Origin of the sequence: Sphingomonas panacis (assembly GCF_001717955.1) — a bacterium.
Lineage (GTDB): Bacteria > Pseudomonadota > Alphaproteobacteria > Sphingomonadales > Sphingomonadaceae > Sphingomonas > Sphingomonas panacis.
Genome location: NZ_CP014168.1, coordinates 599,441 through 618,590 on the forward strand (window position 1 = coordinate 599,441; position 19,150 = coordinate 618,590).

General features: G+C 65.9%; 17 protein-coding genes and 1 pseudogene. 13 read left to right on the top strand and 5 right to left on the bottom strand.

The window, feature by feature from the left end; all coding sequences use genetic code 11:
• The first annotated feature begins 4 nt into the window (after positions 1-4).
• Positions 5-1,003, top strand: a complete 999-nt coding sequence (locus tag J0A91_RS02795; protein ID WP_069203641.1) for a ligase-associated DNA damage response exonuclease — start codon at positions 5-7, stop codon at positions 1,001-1,003.
• Positions 1,004-1,011: 8 nt separating this feature from the next.
• Here the strand turns inward: J0A91_RS02795 and rpoN are convergent, their stop codons facing one another.
• From rpoN to J0A91_RS02820, 5 genes are all read right to left on the bottom strand, one after another.
• Positions 1,012-2,511, bottom strand: a complete 1,500-nt coding sequence (gene rpoN, locus J0A91_RS02800) for an RNA polymerase factor sigma-54 (RefSeq protein ID WP_069203642.1) — start codon at positions 2,509-2,511, stop codon at positions 1,012-1,014.
• 115 nt (positions 2,512-2,626) lie between these two features.
• Positions 2,627-3,403 carry an LPS export ABC transporter ATP-binding protein gene (gene lptB / locus J0A91_RS02805; RefSeq protein ID WP_206364969.1) on the bottom strand — a complete coding sequence of 259 codons (777 nt, stop codon included), beginning with the start codon at positions 3,401-3,403 and terminating at the stop codon, positions 2,627-2,629.
• A gap of 135 nt (positions 3,404-3,538) precedes the next feature.
• Complete coding sequence (locus J0A91_RS02810) at positions 3,539-4,021, bottom strand: LptA/OstA family protein (protein ID WP_069203643.1); 483 nt, start codon at positions 4,019-4,021, stop codon at positions 3,539-3,541.
• 5 nt (positions 4,022-4,026) lie between these two features.
• Entirely contained in the window at positions 4,027-4,665 is a 639-nt protein-coding gene (gene lptC / locus J0A91_RS02815) for an LPS export ABC transporter periplasmic protein LptC (protein ID WP_069203644.1), read from the bottom strand.
• Positions 4,666-4,672: 7 nt separating this feature from the next.
• Positions 4,673-5,293, bottom strand: a complete 621-nt coding sequence (locus J0A91_RS02820) for a ribonuclease D (protein WP_069203645.1) — start codon at positions 5,291-5,293, stop codon at positions 4,673-4,675.
• A 256-nt stretch (positions 5,294-5,549) separates the two neighbouring features.
• On the opposite strand from J0A91_RS02820, the gene J0A91_RS25030 reads away from it, so the two are divergent.
• From J0A91_RS25030 to J0A91_RS02880, 12 genes and pseudogenes are all read left to right on the top strand, one after another.
• Entirely contained in the window at positions 5,550-6,344 is a 795-nt protein-coding gene (locus J0A91_RS25030; protein ID WP_069203646.1) for a cold-shock protein, read from the top strand.
• A gap of 115 nt (positions 6,345-6,459) precedes the next feature.
• Entirely contained in the window at positions 6,460-6,966 is a 507-nt protein-coding gene (locus J0A91_RS02830) for a thioredoxin family protein (RefSeq protein WP_206364970.1), read from the top strand.
• 87 nt (positions 6,967-7,053) lie between these two features.
• Positions 7,054-7,986, top strand: coding sequence for a thiamine-phosphate kinase (thiL, locus tag J0A91_RS02835; RefSeq protein WP_069203647.1), 933 nt, complete (start codon positions 7,054-7,056; stop codon positions 7,984-7,986).
• 105 nt (positions 7,987-8,091) lie between these two features.
• Positions 8,092-10,209: a sodium-translocating pyrophosphatase gene (locus J0A91_RS02840; RefSeq protein WP_069203648.1), complete on the top strand. Its 2,118-nt coding sequence runs from the start codon at positions 8,092-8,094 to the stop codon at positions 10,207-10,209.
• Between the two features lie 162 nt (positions 10,210-10,371).
• Positions 10,372-11,376, top strand: a complete 1,005-nt coding sequence (locus J0A91_RS02845) for a fumarylacetoacetate hydrolase family protein (protein WP_069203649.1) — start codon at positions 10,372-10,374, stop codon at positions 11,374-11,376.
• A 35-nt stretch (positions 11,377-11,411) separates the two neighbouring features.
• Positions 11,412-13,094, top strand: coding sequence for an alpha,alpha-trehalase TreF (gene treF, locus J0A91_RS02850; RefSeq protein WP_083224464.1), 1,683 nt, complete (start codon positions 11,412-11,414; stop codon positions 13,092-13,094).
• Between the two features lie 107 nt (positions 13,095-13,201).
• Positions 13,202-13,516, top strand: coding sequence for an SMR family transporter (locus tag J0A91_RS02855; RefSeq protein WP_069203650.1), 315 nt, complete (start codon positions 13,202-13,204; stop codon positions 13,514-13,516).
• Between the two features lie 621 nt (positions 13,517-14,137).
• Complete coding sequence (locus J0A91_RS02860) at positions 14,138-14,641, top strand: hypothetical protein (RefSeq protein WP_240502179.1); 504 nt, start codon at positions 14,138-14,140, stop codon at positions 14,639-14,641.
• The gene (locus J0A91_RS02865; RefSeq protein ID WP_069206974.1) at positions 14,638-15,735 is read left to right on the top strand and encodes an RNA ligase RtcB family protein; all 1,098 of its coding nucleotides are present in this window, start codon (positions 14,638-14,640) and stop codon (positions 15,733-15,735) included. Before J0A91_RS02860 ends, J0A91_RS02865 begins: the two co-directional genes overlap by 4 nt.
• 334 nt (positions 15,736-16,069) lie before the next feature.
• A pseudogene (locus J0A91_RS24765) lies at positions 16,070-16,348 on the top strand (peptide chain release factor-like protein); the annotation flags it as partial.
• Positions 16,349-16,682: 334 nt separating this feature from the next.
• Positions 16,683-17,756, top strand: coding sequence for an alpha/beta hydrolase family protein (locus J0A91_RS02875; protein ID WP_206364972.1), 1,074 nt, complete (start codon positions 16,683-16,685; stop codon positions 17,754-17,756).
• 198 nt (positions 17,757-17,954) lie between these two features.
• Positions 17,955-18,905, top strand: coding sequence for a helix-turn-helix domain-containing protein (locus tag J0A91_RS02880; RefSeq protein ID WP_206364973.1), 951 nt, complete (start codon positions 17,955-17,957; stop codon positions 18,903-18,905).
• Positions 18,906-19,150 lie beyond the last annotated feature (245 nt).

Below are 19,150 nucleotides of genomic sequence, written 5' to 3' on the forward strand. Positions count from 1 at the left end.
AACGATGGCAAAGCTCGGCGACTGGATCGATCCGCAACCGCACGGCATCTTCGTGAAACCCGCCGGCGTGTGGATCGACCCATCGCAGCCGGTCGATCGCGCGCTCGTCACGCACGGCCATGCCGATCATGCGCGCGGCGGCCACGGCACGGTATGGGCAACGCCCGAGACGCTTGCGATCATGGACGCGCGCTACGGCGCGCAGAGCGCGCATCCGGTCACATACGGCGCGCCGCTCACGTTCGGCGATGTCGCGGTCCGGTTCGTCCCGGCGGGGCACGTGCTCGGCTCGGCCCAGATCGTGCTCGATCATCGCGGCGAACGCATCATCGTCTCGGGCGATTACAAGCGCCGCGCCGATCCGACCTGCGCGCCGTTCGAACCGACCAAGTGCGACGTCTTCATCACCGAGGCCACGTTCGGGCTGCCGGTATTTCGCCATCCCGAGACCGGCGACGAGATCGACAAGCTCACCGCCGCGCTTCGTGCCAACCCGACGCGCTGCGTGCTGGTCGGCGCTTATGCGCTGGGCAAGGCACAGCGCGTGATCGCCGAACTGCGCCAACGCGGCTTCGACGATCCGATCTACCTTCACGGCGCTTTGCAGAAGCTGTGCGATCTCTACATCGCGCACGGTGTGCAACTCGGCGAGTTGCGACCCGCGACCGAGGCGAGCAAGGCCGAGTTGATGGGCCGGATCGTGCTAGCGCCACCCTCCGCGCTCGGTGATCGCTGGTCGCGGCGGCTACCCGATCCGATCACGGCGATGGCGAGCGGCTGGATGCGCGTGCGCCAGCGCGCGGTGCAGCGCGGTGTCGAGCTGCCGCTGATCCTGTCTGATCATGCCGATTGGGACGAGCTGACATCGACCTTACTGGAGATCGCGCCGCAGGAGGTCTGGGTGACGCATGGCCGCGAGGAAGCTCTGGTCCATTGGTGCGCAACGCACCAGATCCGCGCCAAGGCGCTCGCGCTGCACGGCTATGAGGACGAGGACGACTGAGTCTCGCGTCAATCGGCCCCGGCGAGCGCCCGCGCGCGGCGGCGCTGCACCGAAGAGCCGATGCCGAGCGCCTCGCGATATTTCGCCACCGTGCGTCGCGCGATATCGAAACCCTTGGCGTTGAGCAGCTCGACCAGCGTGTCGTCGGAGAGGATCTTGTCGCCCTCGCCCGCGATCAGCGCCTTGATCGCGGATTTGACCGCCTGGGCGGACACCGCCTCGCCGCCGTCCGCCGACTGGATCGCCGAGGTGAAGAAATATTTGAGTTCGTAGAGGCCGCGCGCGCAGCTCAGATATTTGTTGCTCGTCACGCGGCTGACCGTCGATTCGTGCATTTCGATCGCGTCGGCGATCTGGCGCAGCGTCATCGGTTTGAGGTGCGCCACGCCGTTGAGGAAGAATGCCTCCTGCTGCTTCACGATCTCGCTCGCGACCTTGATGATGGTGCGCTGGCGCTGGTCGAGCGCCTTGACCAGCCAGTTGGCGCTGGCGAGCATGTCGGACAGCCACGCCTTCGACGCGCGATCACCTCCCGCCGCGCTCAGCTCGACATAATAGCTGCGGTTGACCAGCACGCGCGGTAGCGTCGCCGCGTTGATCTCGATCGCCCAGCCCTGCTTGCGCCGTGCGACATAGAGATCCGGCACGACCGCTTGGGCGCGCTCGCCGCCATAACGGCAGCCGGGCTTGGGATCGTAACCGCGCAATTCGCGGATCATGTCGGCGAGATCCTCGTCATCGACCTGGCAGAGCCGCTTGAGCCGGGCCATGTCGCCCCGCGCGACCAGATCGAGATGGTCGATCAGCCGCGCCATGCACGGGTCGTAGCGGTCGGCCTCCTTGGCCTGGAGCGTGAGACATTCCGCCAGATCGCGCGCGCCGACGCCGGTCGGCTCGAACGTCTGGATGATGCCCAGCACGCCCTCGACACGCGCGAGCGGCACGCCGAGCCGGTTGGCGATTTCGAGCAGTGAGGCGGTGAGATAGCCACATTCGTCGATCTGGTCGATCAGATGCGCGGCAATGAACAAATCGGCGCCGCTGACCGAAGTGCCGGCCTGCGCGAGCAGATGATCGGCCAGACTGATATCGCCGCTGGCGAAGCCATCGAGATCGGGCAGATCTTCACCGCCTGAGGTGCCGCTCGCGCCATTGAGGCCGAGGGTGCCGTCCATCCCCGCCCCTGCCGAGTCGGCGGCGCTGTCGTGGTGGAAACTCTCCGCCGCGAAATCGACGTCGAGCGATTCGGCCTCGCCACCGCCAGCCAGCAGCAGTTCATCGGCGCTGGCCGGTTCGTCGCGCTGGGGCGCCTCGGGTTCGCGTTCCAGCGTCGGGCCGTCGTCGTCTGGCGCGCTCGCATCGAGCAACGGGTTCTTCTCGATCTCCTCGGCGATGAACCCCTCGACCTCGAGATTGGACAGCGCGAGCAGGCGGATCGCCTGCTGGAGCTGCGGCGTCATCACCAGCGATTGCGACTGACGCAGGTCGAGGCGCGGGGCGAGGCTCACTTTGCCGTCGCCCGGGCGCAGGCCAGGGGCGCTGCGTGATCATGCGAGCCGGTTGTCCCAAACCCGGCGGCCCCGGCCTGCGCCGGGGCGACGAGGAAGGAGGCACACGCCATGGTTACAGCGAGAAACCCTCGCCGAGATACAGCCGGCGCACGTTGGCGTCGGCGACCAGTTCGGCGGGCGACCCGGTGAACAGCACCCGGCCGTCATAGATGATATAGGCCCGATCGACGATTTCGAGCGTCTCGCGGACATTGTGGTCGGTAATGAGCACGCCGATGCCGCGTTGCTTCAATTCGCGGATCAGATCGCGAATATCGGCGATCGACAGCGGATCGATCCCCGCAAACGGTTCGTCGAGCAGCATGATCGACGGGTCCGCCGCCAGCGCGCGCGCGATCTCGGCGCGGCGGCGCTCGCCGCCCGACAGCGCCATCGCCGGCGAATCGCGCAGCCGCGTCAGCCCGAACTCTTCGAGCAAAGTATCGAGCCGTTCGCGGCGCTTGGCGGGATCGGGCACGCTCAGTTCGAGCACGGTCATGATGTTCTTCTCGACCGAAAGCCCGCGAAAGATCGAGGTTTCCTGCGGCAGATAGCCGAGACCGAGGATCGCGCGACGATACATCGGCAGCCCGGTGATATCCTCGCCGTCCAGCATGATCCGGCCCGAATCGGGTTTCACCAGCCCCATCACGGAATAGAAGCAGGTCGTCTTGCCCGCACCGTTCGGCCCCAGTAGCCCGATCGCCTCGCCGCGCCCGACTGTAACCGAAACATCGGTCAGCACCGGACGCTTGTCATAGGATTTGGCGATCGACACCACCGACAGTCCGCGCATCACCGGCTGTTCTGTAATCGGCCGGGCCGCTTCAAGGGTGGTCGCGTCGCTCATCTCTGGTCCAGTGCTCGCATCGTGGCGGTACCGCATCGAAAACGTGCGGTACTTGGCAGGCTTGGCGCATATTCATGCCGCATTCGCACCCGTGAGGAAAGCGGCAGCCGCCGGAACGGCCTAAAAACCGGTGCCTCAGTTGCGCTTGGGCACCGAGAAGGTGCCGGTCACGCGCCCGCCGCTGAGCGTGGCGTGCGGCTGCGCTTCGGCAAGGTTGAGCGTGAGTCGCTGGCTGTGCGTGACGTTGCCGCCCTGAGTCAGCGTCACGTCGCCCATCATCAGGATGGTGCGCTGGTTGAGATCGTAGATCGCATATTGGCTGCGCGCGGTCTGGTCGGGCCGGGTGACGACGACGCTGCCGGCCGCATCGAGTCGCGACACCTGCGGCGAGCCGTCGACCACCTGGCCGGTATAGGCGACCGTCATCCGCGCGGAGGTGAGCGTCATCTCGGCCTGCTTGACCGAGACGTTGCCGGTCAAGATCGCGCGATTGGCCTTGTCCTGCAATTCGATATGGTCGGCCCCGAAATCGATCGGCGCTTCCGAATTGTGCCGTTGCTGCGCCAACGCGGGCGTGGCGAGCGAAAGGACAACGATGGAGGACAGGAGAAGGCGCATGCGCGCTACTTCGTCTTTCGCGGAACGATCCGCAAGCGGGCATTGCCGTCGAGCCGCACGATATGGTTCTCAAGATCGGCGCTGAGCTGCTTTGCACTGAAATCGCCCTGCGGCACCGTGCCGGTGACCGCACCGCCGCTCTGCATCTGGCGGGTCTTCAGGTCTATCGTCGAGTCGGTCGTGTCGAGACGGTAGCCGTCGGCGGCGACGACGTTGACCGGACCGACCAGCGTGACGCGCTGGTTGTCCATGTCGTAGCGGCCCTGCGGCGCGACGATTCGCGCGGGCCCATCGCTCAGTTGCAGCCGCGCGGCGAGCTTCTCGATTCGCACGATCGGCTCGGCAGAACTCTTCTGCACGGCGGAGCCAGCGGTCAGCGTAAACGGCTGGCCCTTGCCGTCGGTGCCGCGGTACAGCGCGCTTTGCAGCCGCAGCCGCTCCTTGGCGACTTCGACCTTGTTCTTGTCGAGGAGGAAGCTGACTTCGCCGCCGGTCGCCAGCGGCATCATCACCAGGAACGCCGCCAGCACCCCGACCGCGATCGGCAGCACGAAGCGCAGGACCGTGATGAGACGATCATGCCGGCTGCCCGGCGCGGCCCAGGCCTGGCGCGCGGTTCGCGGAGGGAGGGCGAGATCGGCCATCACCGCCTCAGATATGCGCGAAGATGTCGATCTCGGGCCAGCCGGCGAGATCGAGTTCGGCGCGCGACGGCAGGAAATCGAAACACGCCTGCGCCAGCGCGGTGCGGCCCTCGCGGGCGAGGCGGCGATCGAGTTCGTCGCGAAGAGCGTGAAGGTAGCGAACGTCGGACGCGGCGTAGTCCTTTTGCGCGTCGCTCAGTACCGGGCCGCCCCAGTCGGAGGACTGCTGTGCCTTGGAGATGTCCTGGCTCAGCAATTCCCGGACCAACTCCTTGAGTCCGTGACGGTCTGTATAGGTTCGCACGAGCCGCGAGGCGATCTTGGTGCAGTACACCGGTGCCGCCGTCACGCCGAGATAGTGACGGATCGCGGCGAGATCGAAGCGGCCGAAATGATAGAGCTTCACGCGAGCCGGATCGGCGAGCACCGCGCGCAGGTTCGGCGCGGCATAGTCGCTGCCGGGCGAGAACCGGACGAGATGCTCGTCGGGTCCGCCGTCGGAAAGCTGGACGACGCACAAACGGTCGCGCGGGGTAATGAGGCCCATCGTCTCGGTATCGACGGCGATGTCGGCGCCCGGCGCGAACACGCCTTCGGGCAGGTCTTCTTCGTGGAGATGAACGGTCATCGTGTGGCCCTAGCGGGGATATGCTCCGGCCTCAATGGCCGCCGCACCGATCCGCGCCCTGTGCCATCCGCGCCACAGTGTTTCAACCATCTCGAACGTATCATGCCGCAATTTCGACGAATTTGTTCGCAGCGCCGTTTTTTTTAGGGTAGGTAGATTCGGTGGCGCACTTGGTTGGTGCCCGGAGACCTGCGTTTTCGTCCGACGCACGGTTTTTCAGATATGATTTCGGACGAGCCGGGAAGACGAACAGGGCATGAGTTTCGATAAAGGACGCCGCGGAGATCGTGGCGGGCGCGGACGCGATAAGCGCGATGGTTTCGGCGGCGATGATTTCGGCGGCGGCAGCAGCTTTGGCGGCGGCGACCGCTTCGGCGGTGGCGGCGATCGTTTCGGCGGCGGCGGTGATCGCTTCGGCGGCGGCGGCGGTGGCGGCTTCCGCAGCGGCGGTGGCGGCTTCGGCGGCGGCGGTGGCGGCTTCGGTGGTGGTGGCGGCGGTGGCCGTGGCATGCCCCCGCAGGTCGTCGGTGAAGGCACTGGCGTCGTTAAGTTCTTCAACGGTCAGAAGGGCTTCGGCTTCGTCGTTCGTGATGACGGCGGCGAGGATGTGTTCGTTCACATTTCGGCAGTCGAGCAGGCCGGCCTGACCGGTCTGGCCGAAGGCCAGCCGCTCGGCTTCACCCTCGTCGATCGTGGCGGCCGCATCTCGGCGACCGATCTCAAGATCGAAGGTGAACCGCTCCCCGTCACCGACCGCGGCCCGCCGCGCGAGCGTGATGCGGCGGCTCCGGGCGGCGCACGTGGCGGCGCCGGTGGCCCGCAGCGGCAGCTGACTGGCGAAAAGTCGACCGGAACGGTCAAGTTCTTCAACGCGATGAAGGGCTTCGGCTTCATTCAGCGCGATGACGGTCAGCCCGACGCGTTCGTTCACATCTCGGCCGTCGAGCGCGGCGGCATGTCGACCCTCAACGAGGGCGACCGGCTCGAGTTCGAACTCGAAGTCGATCGTCGCGGCAAATATGCGGCGGTGAACCTCACCTCGATCGCCTGACCTTTCAGGTTTCGCGATGACAAAAACCCGGTGCGCCACACGGCGTGCCGGGTTTTTTGTGGCTTGGCGCAGTCCTCAATTCCGATATGTTCCGTAGGATTTAACGGAGTTGCTCATGATCCGCCGCGCGCTCATTGCCTCGATCCTGCTGTTCGCCAGCCCGGCATTCGCCGCGCCCGCGCCGCATATGCCGATCACGAGCTTCGAACAGCTCACCAAGCCGCTGCCGCTCCCTTATGACGAGCAGGCTGACGCCAAGGCCGTCGTCGCCGCCGCGAAAGCGCGCGCAAAGGCGAATCACAAGCTGCTGCTGATCGATCTCGGCGGCAATTGGTGTCTCGATTGCCGCATTCTCGCCGGCACGATGGAGGTGCCGGCGCTCAAGACGTGGCTCGCGCGCAAATATGAGATCGTCGAAGTCGATGTCGGCCGGTTCGACAAGAACCTCGATATCCCGGCGCATTACGGAATCACCGAACGCCTCAAGGGCGTGCCGAGCCTGCTGATCGTCGAGCCAAGGACCGACCGCCTGATCAACGCCGGCCGCACCGCCGCGCTCGCCGATGCGCGTTCTATGAGCCCGCAGGGGCTGGCGGACTGGCTGGCGGGGTGGGTGCGCTAATCGACGCGCGAATCGCTTTTGCCCGTTGCGCGTGACGCGGAAGGGCCTCCACAGAGGCTATAAAGCGTAACGCGGGAACCGGGCGACATGACGAACGACTCAGCGGGTGAACGCGGTTTTATCGAAGCGTTGCGGACCCTTGCACATGATCCGGCGGCAAGGCGATTCGCCGACGATGCCGCCGTGCTGCCGATGCCCGCCGCCGAATCGCTGGTGCTGACTCACGACATGCTGGTCGAGGGCGTCCACTTCCTGCCGACCGATCCGCCCGGCGATGTCGCGTGGAAGCTGCTCGCGGTGAACCTGTCCGATCTCGCCGCCAAGGGCGCGCGCCCGGTCGGCGTGCTGATGGGGTACGGGCTGACAGGGGACTCCGCATGGGATTCGGCGTTCGTCGCTGGTCTCGGTGCGGCCTTGGCGGCGTTTGCCGTGCCGCTGCTCGGCGGCGACACGGTCGCGCAGCCGCCCCGCGACTCGCGCGTACTCGGCCTGACCGCGCTCGGCGCGAGCGGCGTGGCGGTGCCGAGTCGCAGCGGCGCACAAGCTGGCGACTCGCTCTACGTGACCGGCACGATCGGCGATGCCGGCGCCGGGCTCGCCATCGCACTTGGGGAGGATGGTGCGGCGGACCTGCTCGCCGCCTATCGCCGCCCGCAGCCGCGCCTTGCCGAAGGCCGCGCGCTGGCGCCGCTGGTGCATGCGATGATGGACGTGTCCGACGGCCTGTTGATCGACGCCGAGCGGATGGCGATGGCAAGCGGACTGGCGGTGGAGATCGATCTCGCCACGGTGCCGCTGTCGGACGCGTTGCGCGCGCGCGGCGATGATCGCCCCGCGCGAATCGCCGCGGCAACTGCGGGGGATGATTACGAACTGCTGTTCGCACTGCCCGCGGCGATGCTGCCGCCCGTGGCCGCGACGCGCGTCGGCCGATTCGCCGCCGGCGCAGGGCTGAGGCTGGTCGATGGAGATGCAGCGCTGCCTTTGCCTACGCGGCTGGGGTATCTCCACGCCAGATAGTCCCCGGTTGCCAACGCCTCGCACGCGCTTATACCTTGGCAGCTTAGAGGACGGAGGCGGCCACGCAGCCGACCATCCGCCCCTGACATTAGGGGAAGGATACGCATGACGATCGTCTATGCTGCCATCATCTGTGGCCTGATCGCCGTCGCTTACGGCATCTTCACCAGCGCGCAGGTGTTGCGCGCGCCCGCCGGCACCGAAAAGATGCAGGATATCGCCGCCGCCATTCAGGAGGGCGCGAAAGCCTATCTCGGCCGGCAATATCGCACCATCGCCGTCGTCGGGCTGGTCGTCGCGATCATCCTCGCCGTCTCGCTCGGGATCGTCTCGACGATCGGCTTTCTGATCGGCGCAGTGCTGTCCGGCGTGGCAGGCTATGTCGGCATGAACATCTCGGTGCGCGCCAACGTGCGAACGGCGGAGGCGGCACGTACCTCGCTTCAGGGCGGCCTCACCCTCGCCTTCCGTTCTGGCGCGGTCACCGGGATGCTGGTTGCGGGGCTCGGGCTGCTATCGATCTCGGGCTTCTTCTGGTATCTGGTCGCGGTCGCGCATCATGCGCCGGCCGACCGCATCATCGTCGAGGCGCTGACCGCGCTCGCATTCGGCGCATCGCTGATCTCGATCTTCGCACGACTGGGCGGCGGCATCTTCACCAAGGCCGCCGATGTCGGCGCCGATCTGGTCGGCAAGGTCGAGGCGGGCATCCCGGAGGACGATCCGCGCAATCCGGCGGTGATCGCCGACAATGTCGGCGACAATGTCGGCGATTGCGCGGGCATGGCCGCCGATCTGTTCGAGACTTATGTGGTGACGCTCGGCGTGACGATGATCTCGATCGCGCTCGCCTTCCGCAGCGCCGACCGGCTCCTCGACCTGATGACCTTGCCGCTGATCGTCGGCGGGGTGTGCATCGTCACCTCGATCATCGGCACGTTCGCGGTGCGGCTCGGCAAGGGGTCGATCATGGGGGCGCTGTACAAGGGGTTCTGGACCTCGGCGTTGCTGTCGGTGCCGGCGATCTATCTCGCGACTCGCTGGACGCTTGGCGATCTGAATGCACCGATCGGTGCCAACGGCTTCCTCGATCCCGAGAGCGCCGGCGGCGTCACCGGCATGAGCCTGTTCTGGTCGATGATGATCGGCCTTGCCGTCACCGGGCTGCTGGTGTGGATCACCGAATATTATACCGGCACGCAATATCGCCCGGTGCGCAGCATCGCCAAAGCGTCAGAGACTGGCCACGGCACCAACGTCATCCAGGGACTCGCGGTCAGCCTCGAATCGACCGCGATGCCGACAATCGTGATCGTCGTCGCGGTGATCGCCGCGTTCCAGCTCGCCGGCGTGATCGGCATAGCCTTCGCCGCGACCGCGATGCTGTCGCAGGCCGGCATGGTGGTGGCGCTCGATGCATATGGCCCGGTCACCGACAATGCGGGCGGCATCGCCGAGATGGCCGGTCTTCCCGACGACGTGCGCCACCGTACCGATGCGCTCGATGCGGTCGGCAATACCACCAAGGCGGTTACCAAGGGCTATGCGATCGGCTCGGCCGCGCTCGCGGCGCTGGTGCTGTTCGGTGCATACACCAGCGATCTGAAGGAGTATTTCTCCGGGCTGACGGTCGATTTCACCCTCTCCAACCCCTATGTCATCGTCGGTCTGCTGCTCGGCGCGTTGCTGCCCTATCTGTTCGGCGCGATGGGGATGACGGCGGTCGGCCGCGCGGCGGGCGCAGTGGTCGAGGAGGTGCGCGAGCAGTTCCGCACCAATCCCGGCATCATGGCCGGCACCAGCCGTCCCGATTACGCGCGCACCGTCGATCTCGTCACCAAGGCGGCGATCCGCGAGATGATCATCCCCTCGCTGCTGCCAGTGCTCAGCCCGATCGCGGTGTATTTCCTGGTCACGTTGGTGGCGGGGCAGGCCTCGGGCTTCGCCGCGCTGGGAGCGATGCTGCTCGGCGTGATCGTCTCGGGGCTGTTCGTCGCGATCTCGATGACGAGCGGCGGTGGCGCGTGGGACAATGCCAAGAAGTTCATCGAGGACGGCAACCACGGCGGCAAGGGCAGCGAGGCGCACAAGGCGGCGGTGACGGGCGACACGGTCGGCGATCCGTACAAGGACACCGCCGGGCCGGCGGTGAACCCGATGATCAAGATCACCAACATCGTCGCTTTGCTGCTGCTCGCTGCGCTGGCGGGGGGCGTGGCGTAAGGCGCCTCATTACCGTCACCCCAGCGAAAGCTGGGGTCTCCCCGTGATAGCGCGTGCCCTGCCGCCGGAAGACCCCAGCGTGCGCTGGGGTGACGATTGGGTGGTCGACACATTCACTCAAAAAGCTATGTTCGCCGCCCGAGAACAGACAGGAGAGCGCGCATGAAACTGGCCAGCCTGAAAGGGGGCCGCGACGGTCGCCTCGTCATCGTCTCCAACGATCTCGCCTGGTGCGCCGATGCCGGGCATATCGTGCCGACGCTGCAGGCCGCGCTCGACGATTGGGAGCGGCTGCTGCCCGACCTCGAGAACCTCGCCACCGATCTCGACCATGAGATGATCCCGATGCGGCGCTTCCACGAACATGCCGCCGCCGCGCCGCTGCCCCGCGCCTATCAATGGGCGGATGGCTCGGCCTATGTGAACCATGTCGCGCTGGTGCGGCAAGCGCGTGGCGCGGAACTGCCCGACAGCTTCTGGCACGATCCGCTGCTGTATCAGGGCGGATCGGACGGTTTCCTGGCGCCGCGCGACCCAATCCCGCTCGCCGATGAAAGCTGGGACTGCGATCTCGAGGCCGAGGTGGTGGTGGTGACGGGCGACGTTCCCGCGGGCGCGAGCCGCGAGGACGCGCTGGCGAGTATCCGGCTGGTCGGCCTCGCCAACGACGTATCGCTGCGCGCGCTGATCCCCGGCGAACTCGCCAAGGGCTTCGGCTTCTTCCAGTCCAAGCCGGCGAGCGCGCTGTCACCGGTGTTCGTCACCCCAGAGTCGCTCGGCGACTGGTGGCGGGATGGAAAGCTGCACCGCAAGCTCAACATCGACGTGAACGGCGCCCCGCTCGGCCGGGTCGATGCGGGCGCGGACATGACCTTCGATTTCGGCACGCTGATCGCACACGCCGCCAAGACGCGCGCGCTTGCTGCCGGAACGATCATCGGCTCGGGCACCGTCTCCAACCGCGATGCGGAGGGCGGCCCGGGCAAGCCGATCGCCCAGGGCGGCGTGGGTTATGCCTGCATCGCCGAACAGCGCAGCGTTGAGACGATCCGGGGCGGCAGCGCGACCACGCCGTTCCTCAAGCGCGGCGACACGATCCGCATCTGGGCCGAAGATGACAGGCATCATCCGATCTTCGGCGTGATAGAGCAGACCGTCGGCGGCTGAAGCGGCGACAGCATCGGGGAGCGAGTTTGCAGGTGATGAAGGCAATTTGGGCGGCGGCGCTGCTGGCGCTGGTGGGAGGTTCGGTCGCGGACGCCGCCGCGCCGCAGCGGGCGGCCACGCACAAGACGGTCAGGTCCAAGGCGGCGAAGCACCGCAAGGCGCGCCGCCCGCACCGCCATGTCGCGCAGCCGGCGGCGACGGCGCCCGAAGTCGCGTCGTGCATCCCGCCCGCCACGCCGATCGCGGGCGCGGTGCCGACCCCGCTCGATCTCTACGGCCCGATCTTCATCGCCGTGCAGCAAGCGCGGCTGTTCCCCGACAGCAAGAGCTTCGCCGACGCGACGCCGCTGCGCGCCCGCGCGACGATCCTCGCCGACTGGTGCGCGACTCACCCCGGAACGCCCGATCAACTCCACGCCTTCGTCCAGCGCAACTTCGCCGTGCCGATGGTCGCCCCCACCCCCGCGGCCAATCCGTCGCGCCCGCCGGTACAGGATCATATCGCCGCGCTCTGGCCGCATCTCACGCGCCCGCCGGTCGCCGAGACGCCAGGCGGGTCGGCGCTCGCGCTGCCCGAACGCTATGTCGTGCCCGGCGGCCGCTTCCGAGAAATGTATTATTGGGACAGCTATTTCACGATGCTCGGCCTCAAGGCGGACGGGCATGCCGATCTGGTCGAATCGATGCTAGCCGATTTCGTGTCGCTGGTTGAGCGCTACGGCCACATCCCCAACGGCACGCGCACCTATTATGTCGAACGCTCGCAGCCGCCGGTGCTGTACCTGATGCTGGCGCTGTCCGACGCGAACGATCCGGCGCTGGAGGCGCGACGGCTGGCTGCGCTCCGGCGCGAGCATGATTTCTGGATGCAGCCCGAGCGCGTCGTGACGATGCCCGACGGCAGCGTGCTCAACCGCTATTACAGCCATGCCGATCGACCGCGCGAGGAATCGTGGCGCGAGGACGTCGCGCTTCAGGCGCGAACCAAGCGCGACGCCGGGCCACTGTATCGCGACATCCGCGCGGCGGCGGAGAGCGGCTGGGATTTCAGCTCGCGCTGGTTCGCCGACGGCAAGACGCTCGCGACGATCGACACCACCAACGTCGTGCCGGTCGATCTCAACAGCCTGCTCTACGGCATGGAAGGCGCGATCGCCGAGCAATGCCGTGCCGCCGCCGACGCGGCCTGCGCGACTCGCTATGACGCGTTGGCGGCGGCGCGCAAAAAGGCGGTCGAGACCTGGCTGTGGGACGACAAGGGCGGGCGCTACGGCGACTGGGACATCGCGAAGAAGACGCTGCGCCGTGGCCTCACCGCCGCGACCGCCTTTCCTTTGTTCACCGGCCTCGCCGCGTCCGACCGCGCCGATCTCGTCGCGGCGACGATCGACGAGTCGCTGGTCGCGCCGGGCGGCCTGCGCACCACGCTCGCGCGCACCGGCGAACAATGGGACACGCCCAACGGCTGGCCACCGCTGCAATGGATCGCGATCGAAGGGCTGAACCGCACCGGCCACGAGACCGCCGCGCGCGAACTCGCGCAGCGCTTCCTCGCCACCGTGCTTCACGAATATCGCGCGAGCGGGCGGATGCTGGAGAAATACGATGTCGAGCAGGCCCGCCCCGGCGGCGGCGGCGAATATCCGCTGCAGGACGGCTTCGGCTGGACCAACGGCGTCGTGCGCGCGCTGATCGCGCGCTACGGCAAAGCGCAATGATTGCCACCACGGCAGGCGTCGCGTAAGGATTCTGGCTGAGGCCACGCCCTCACCCCTCATGGGGGTATTCGTCCGGGACGGCCCGGCCTTCGACACGGGAGGGCCATATGCCCTGGATCGCACTCACCATCGCCGGGCTGCTCGAAATCGTTTGGGCGTATTTTATGAAACAGTCCGCCGGGTTCACCCGCGTCGGGCCATCAGTGGTGACATTGGTCGCGATGATCGCGAGCTTCAGCCTGCTCGGCTATGCGATGCGCAGCCTGCCGCTGGGCAGCGCCTATATGATCTGGACCGGCATCGGCGCGCTCGGATCGTTCATACTCGGCATCGCGTTGCTCGGCGAAGCGGCGACGCCGGGGCGGCTGATCGGCGCGGGGCTGCTGCTGGCCGGACTGCTGATCCTGAAGCTGGCGTCCTAGCGGCGGAACGTTGCTAAGGTGAGCCACCGGAAACACGGTGCGGGGCGTGTCACTTTTTGGATGTGCCTTGCCGACGCCCCCTGCGCGGGATGCGAAGGCGGACCGGGTACGGTTGGGGCTGACAGTGTCAAAGAGCGTGACCGGCAGGATGCCGGAAACGGCGGGTGTAGGACAGGTTTGGTGGTGGTGTTTATTGGGCGCGGAATTTGGATGGGTTCCTGCCCGACCTCTTTCGGGCCGACGAACCGATAACCATCTCAACCGAAGTGGCGGCGAGCGACCACCTCGGTCGCTCGCTCGTTCGCGATTGAATGACCGCCTTTCCGAAAACCTGCCATTTTTTGGCAGACGCACAGATACGCCGACCGAGCCATTGATTGTCGGACTGACTTAGCATAAGTCACCGCGACTGTTTCTCGAACAAAGGAAAGGAGTGAACAAATGCAAGCCGCAACTGCACCTGTCATCACTCCCGTTTTCCGAGTTCAGGAACACATCACATGGGCAAATCCCGTGCGGGCGGCTGCGGTCGCCTGACCCTTTTTCGCGGCCGTGGCGCCGCGTCCATTTCCCCTAATTCACGTCTGCCGATTGGGATCTCCGCTTTTGGGGAGGGCCGCGATGCGCGCTGACATGTTCAAGGTCATTGTCGAACGTCCCCGCTGGGGCTCGCGCCATGCGCCGCCAGTTAAACTCAAGAAGGACAAGAACGACTTCAAGCACATCGGTCTCAAACGACACGTCCGCGAACGCTCGGACTATTCGAAATCGCTCAACGAGAATCTCGCGCCGCTCGTCCGCTTTCTTCAGCGGCGCGTGGGACGGCGCTGGGACGACGTGTTCAGCGAAATCTGCGTCCATCTCGACACTGGCAGCACGGTGAAGATGCACGTTCGCGAGCATCTGCGCGATTTCGTGATCTTCGGCATCTCCCACGGGCGGCATGGGGAGTTGTTGCGCGAAGGCCATGTCCTGCGGCCCGACCGGCGCAATTGCCGTGGCCGGGAACTCTATGTCGATCCGCGCGACGGCGTGTTGAAGGATCGCGTGTGGTTCTGGCGCGATCAGGGACATGTCGTTCCGCCCGGCAAGCAGCACCTCGGGTGGAAGGATGCGGCGCGATGACCAATGCAACCTTCCATATCGTGGCGTCGCCCGAAAGCTGGATCGAGCAGGCGGCGGTGGATCAGCTCCACCACACCGCCCGCCTCGACGACATTGATCGCGTCGTCGGGCTGCCCGATTTGCATGCCGGACGCGGTATTGCGGTGGGTGCGGCCTTCTGGTCGCGCAGCCATGTCTATCCCCATCTGGTCGGCAGCGACATCGGATGCGGGATGGGGCTGTGGCGCTCCGCCCTGCCGCTGCGCAAGTTTCGGCTCGATGCGGCCGAGCGCAAGCTACGGGGACTGGACGCCCCCTGGTCGGGCGATGTTGCCGCGCGTCTAGCCGAGGCAGGGCTTGCGCCCGATCTTGCCCGCGAAGCGCTGGGCACGATCGGCGGCGGCAACCATTTTGCCGAACTGCTGCGGGTCGAGACGTTGCATGGGGCCGGAGATGCGGCGGTTGATCCCGCAGCGCTCTATATAATGGTACACAGCGGGTCGCGCGGGCTGGGTCAGACCATCCTCGACGGGCATCTGGCGCGGCATAATGTCGATGGTCTGATCGCGGGCGAGGCGGCGTGCGCGGACTATCTGGCCGCGCATGACCATGCGATGCACTGGGCCGTGCTCAACCGCGAACTGATCGCCGAGCGCTTCCTCGATCGGATCGGGACCAACGGCGAACGCCTGCTCGACATTTGCCACAACAGCGTCACACCACATCAAGGCGGCTGGCTGCACCGCAAGGGCGCGGCACCCGCAGACAGGGGGCTGGTCGTCATCCCTGGATCGCGCGGAGACATGACCTATCTGGTCCGGCCCCGGCTGGAGCAGGCGGACGTGGCGCTGCACTCGCTCGCGCATGGTGCTGGTCGTAAATGGAGCCGCAGCGAGGCCAAGGACAAGCTCGTCCGCCGATTCAGCATCGCCGATCTCGAGCGGACGAAACTCGGCAGCCGGGTGATCTGCGAGGATCGCGACCTGATCTATGAGGAGGCGCCGCAGGCGTACAAGGACATCCATCAGGTTGTGCGCGATCTCGAAACGGCGGGGCTGATCGATCTGGTCGCGACGCTGCGCCCGCTCCTGACCTACAAGATGAGGCGCGCATGACGGAGATAATCCTGCATCTGTCCTCCGGCCAGGGGCCGAAGGAGTGCGAGTGGGTCGTTGCCGAACTGGCCAACGCTCTATGCCGGGAAGGGAGTGGTGCAGGCCTAGCTTGCGAACCGATCGAGCCAATCCAAGGGCCGGTGTCGACGGCATTGCTGCGCATATCGGGCGACGGGGCGGAGGCGTTCGCCGCCACCTGTATCGGCACGATCTGCTGGATCGGAACCAGCCCGTTTCGCCCCTGCACAAGCGGCGCAACTGGTTCGTGGGCGTGCAACCCGTCCGGATCGACGAACAGCCGGCCGACTTGCGGAAAGAAGACATTCGCTACCAGACCTTCCGCGCCTCCGGGCCGGGCGGTCAGCATGTCAACAAGACCGATAGCGCCGTTCGTGCCAAGCATTTGCCGACCGGCCTTGTCGTGTCGTCGCAGGATCAACGCTCGCAATTCGCCAATAAGAGGATCGCCCGGCTCAAGCTGGCGATGCTGCTCGACGATCGCCGCCGCGCAGACCAAGCCGGAGGCAAGCGGGCATTGTGGGATCATAACCGCGAACTCGAACGTGGCAATGCGGCTCGTACGTACGAGGGCGATCGGTTCCGGCGGCGCTAGTCCACAACGCCGAGCAGCTTGAGCGAATGGCAGCTTCGCGCGTCATCAGCGGCCGAAGCGGCCACTCGCTCATTGGTCATATATCGACCAAGTTCCGCCACCCCCGGCCGTGCTTTGAACGGCGGCCTCTGCCGGAACCTGCCGTTCGCCGTCTGGCAACAACGCACCCCGTGTGGCGATTAGGCCCGTTTGCCATGGCCGTTCTAGCAGCACTGTGACTAACGCCGAGCTGGTTCGCGGGTCAGTGTCATAAGTCTGAGCTGGCTGGCATCAACCGGGCTTGCTCAGACCGAACCCATCGAAGGACGAACCATATCTCTTCGCTTGGCGTCATATGCAAATCGATTGGCGGGAAACGCCAATGCTCAGAAGCGGCAGGCTGCTTACCACGACCTCACCCGGCCAGCGAAATCGGTGCGGGCCAGATGGAGTCAGACACATGAACAATCTCATCAAAGATGCCCTGCTGATCCCGGTCGGCGAACCCCGCCAGACGATCTCGGTAAGCCCCGTGGTTCTCGAAGTTGAAAAGCGCCCGATCCCGCTCGAACTGCGCATCACCGCGCCCATCTCTGGCGACAACCTGCCGGTGGTACTGCTTTCGCATGGTCATGGGCCGTCATTCTACCTTCCGTCGAAAGATGGCTACGGGCCGCTCGTCAACTTCTATGCGGAGCATGGCTTCGTCGTTATCCAGCCGACTCACCTCAATTCGAAAGTCGCCGGTATGCCGGCCGATGGGGCGGGAGGCCCGCTCTTCTGGCGCTCGCGCGTCGAGGACATGACCGCTATCATAGATCAGTTGGACACGATCGAGGCCGCCGTACCCGCAATCGCGGGCCGCATTGATCGCAGTCGCATCGCCGTTATCGGCCATTCGATGGGCGGGCAGACCGCAGGTGTTCTGCTGGGCGCGCGGCTGACCGATCCGCACGATCCAAACGCCCAGAACGTCAACATGCGCGAGCCGCGCATCGCGGCGGGGATCATGCTGACAGCGCCAGGCAATGGCGGGGCTTCGCTGAGCGAGATGGCGGCAAGCCGCTACAGCTTCTTCAACCCCGATTTCTCGCATCTAACCACGCAGACGTTGGTGGTCGTCGGTGATGACGACGCCTCTCCGCATCTGACGGTTCGTGGCCCGGCCTGGCACGCTGACGCCTTCCACGATGGCCCGGGGGCCGACGCCCTGCTGACCGTGATCGGCGGCAAGCACGGCCTGGGCGGCATCGCGGGCTATGATGCCAAGGAAACCGACGACGAAGACCCGGAGCGCATGGAGATCGTCCTTCGGACGACTTGGGCTTATCTGCGCTCAGCTTTGTACGACGGGGACGATGCTTGGCCGGTGGCAAGGCAAGCGCTCGTCGAGCATTGCTCCGGCCATGCCAAGGTTGAGGTCAAGTGACATGAGGAGGCCGGACCGAGCCGGACGATAGGCGCTGCCTGGCTCACGTGGCACAAGACCGCGACGCGATAGGCCATGTCGCGTTCCTGACCCGCCGAACAAACCTGCCCTGCTGAGATGGTGCCGAAGATGACAAACAGCATTCCCGACAAATGCCGTCTCCAGCAGTCTTTCTGGTCGGCGGTGGAGGCGACCGGCATGAGCCCGGTCGCGGTGCTTCGCCAGGCCCGCCTGCCCGTGACGCTCCACCTCGATACCGGCCGATTCGTGAGCACTGCGCAGTTCTTCTCGCTGTGGAACGCGTTGTCCGACCTTTCGGGGGATCGGGACTATTGGCTTCGTTTCGTTCAGGCGACAGAATCGGTGGGGCACCAGCCCATGTTCGTTGCCGCATGCCTCGGCTCCGATTTCCGCGATGGCATTGGGCGCGTCGCGCGGTTCAAACAGTTCACGATGCCGGAGCGGATAGCGGTCGAGGAGCGGGGTTCGGAGGTCCACATCCGCAAACGGTGGTTTTACGCCGAAGGCTTGGAGCCAGACCTGTCGGTCGATGTCAGCTTCGCATTCCTGCTGTCACTTGGACGGCGCGGAACCGGCCAAAGATTGACCCCGCTCCGGCTGGAACTGACCCGGAGCAGCGCGCCGACGGCGGGACAAAACAGCTTCTTTGGGTGCCCGATCGTCTATGAAAAAGCGGACGACGTGCTCGTGTTGAAGGCGTCTGATCTCGATCTTCCTTTTCCCGGACACAATGCCGAGCTGATCGACATTCTTACCCCAGCGCTGGAGGAAAGCTTAGGCCGTCTAAAGCCCCGCAGCTCGTTCTCAGAGCAGGTCAAGGCCGTGCTGAAGCGCGGGTTCGCCAGCGGCCGCCCAGAGGTCTCCGCAGTCGCTCGCGACCTCGGGACCAGCGAGCGCACATTGCAGCGGCGCATCACCGACGAGGGGGGCAGTTTTCGCGCGTTGGTCCAGGAGGCGCGAAAGGAGTTAGGTCGCAAGCTGCTCGCCGAACCCTATGCCGACGTGGCGGAGGTCGCCTGCATCCTCGGGTTCCAGGACACGACCTCATTCTACCGGGCGTTCCGCAGTTGGGAGGGCGTCACCCCCCAGGTCTGGCGGAGCCGCAACGTCGTGATACAATCAGTCTGACGCGAGCACGTGTTCGAAGGGTAGCTGCGCTGTCCGCGAACTGGTCGACGCCACCGCGCCCCGTGGCCGGCGACAAGGCCTTTGCGACCTGCTCGCACCGCCTACCGAGACGTCAGGAGAGGCCAAGCAGTCAGCGGTGGGACGCATGGTGGCTGACCTGTGACGGAAGCGGCATGTTGTCCCGAGGATATTGCGGGAACCGGCCGGCCAGCTCCCGACCGAATCTTGACCATTCTTCCGGCGGA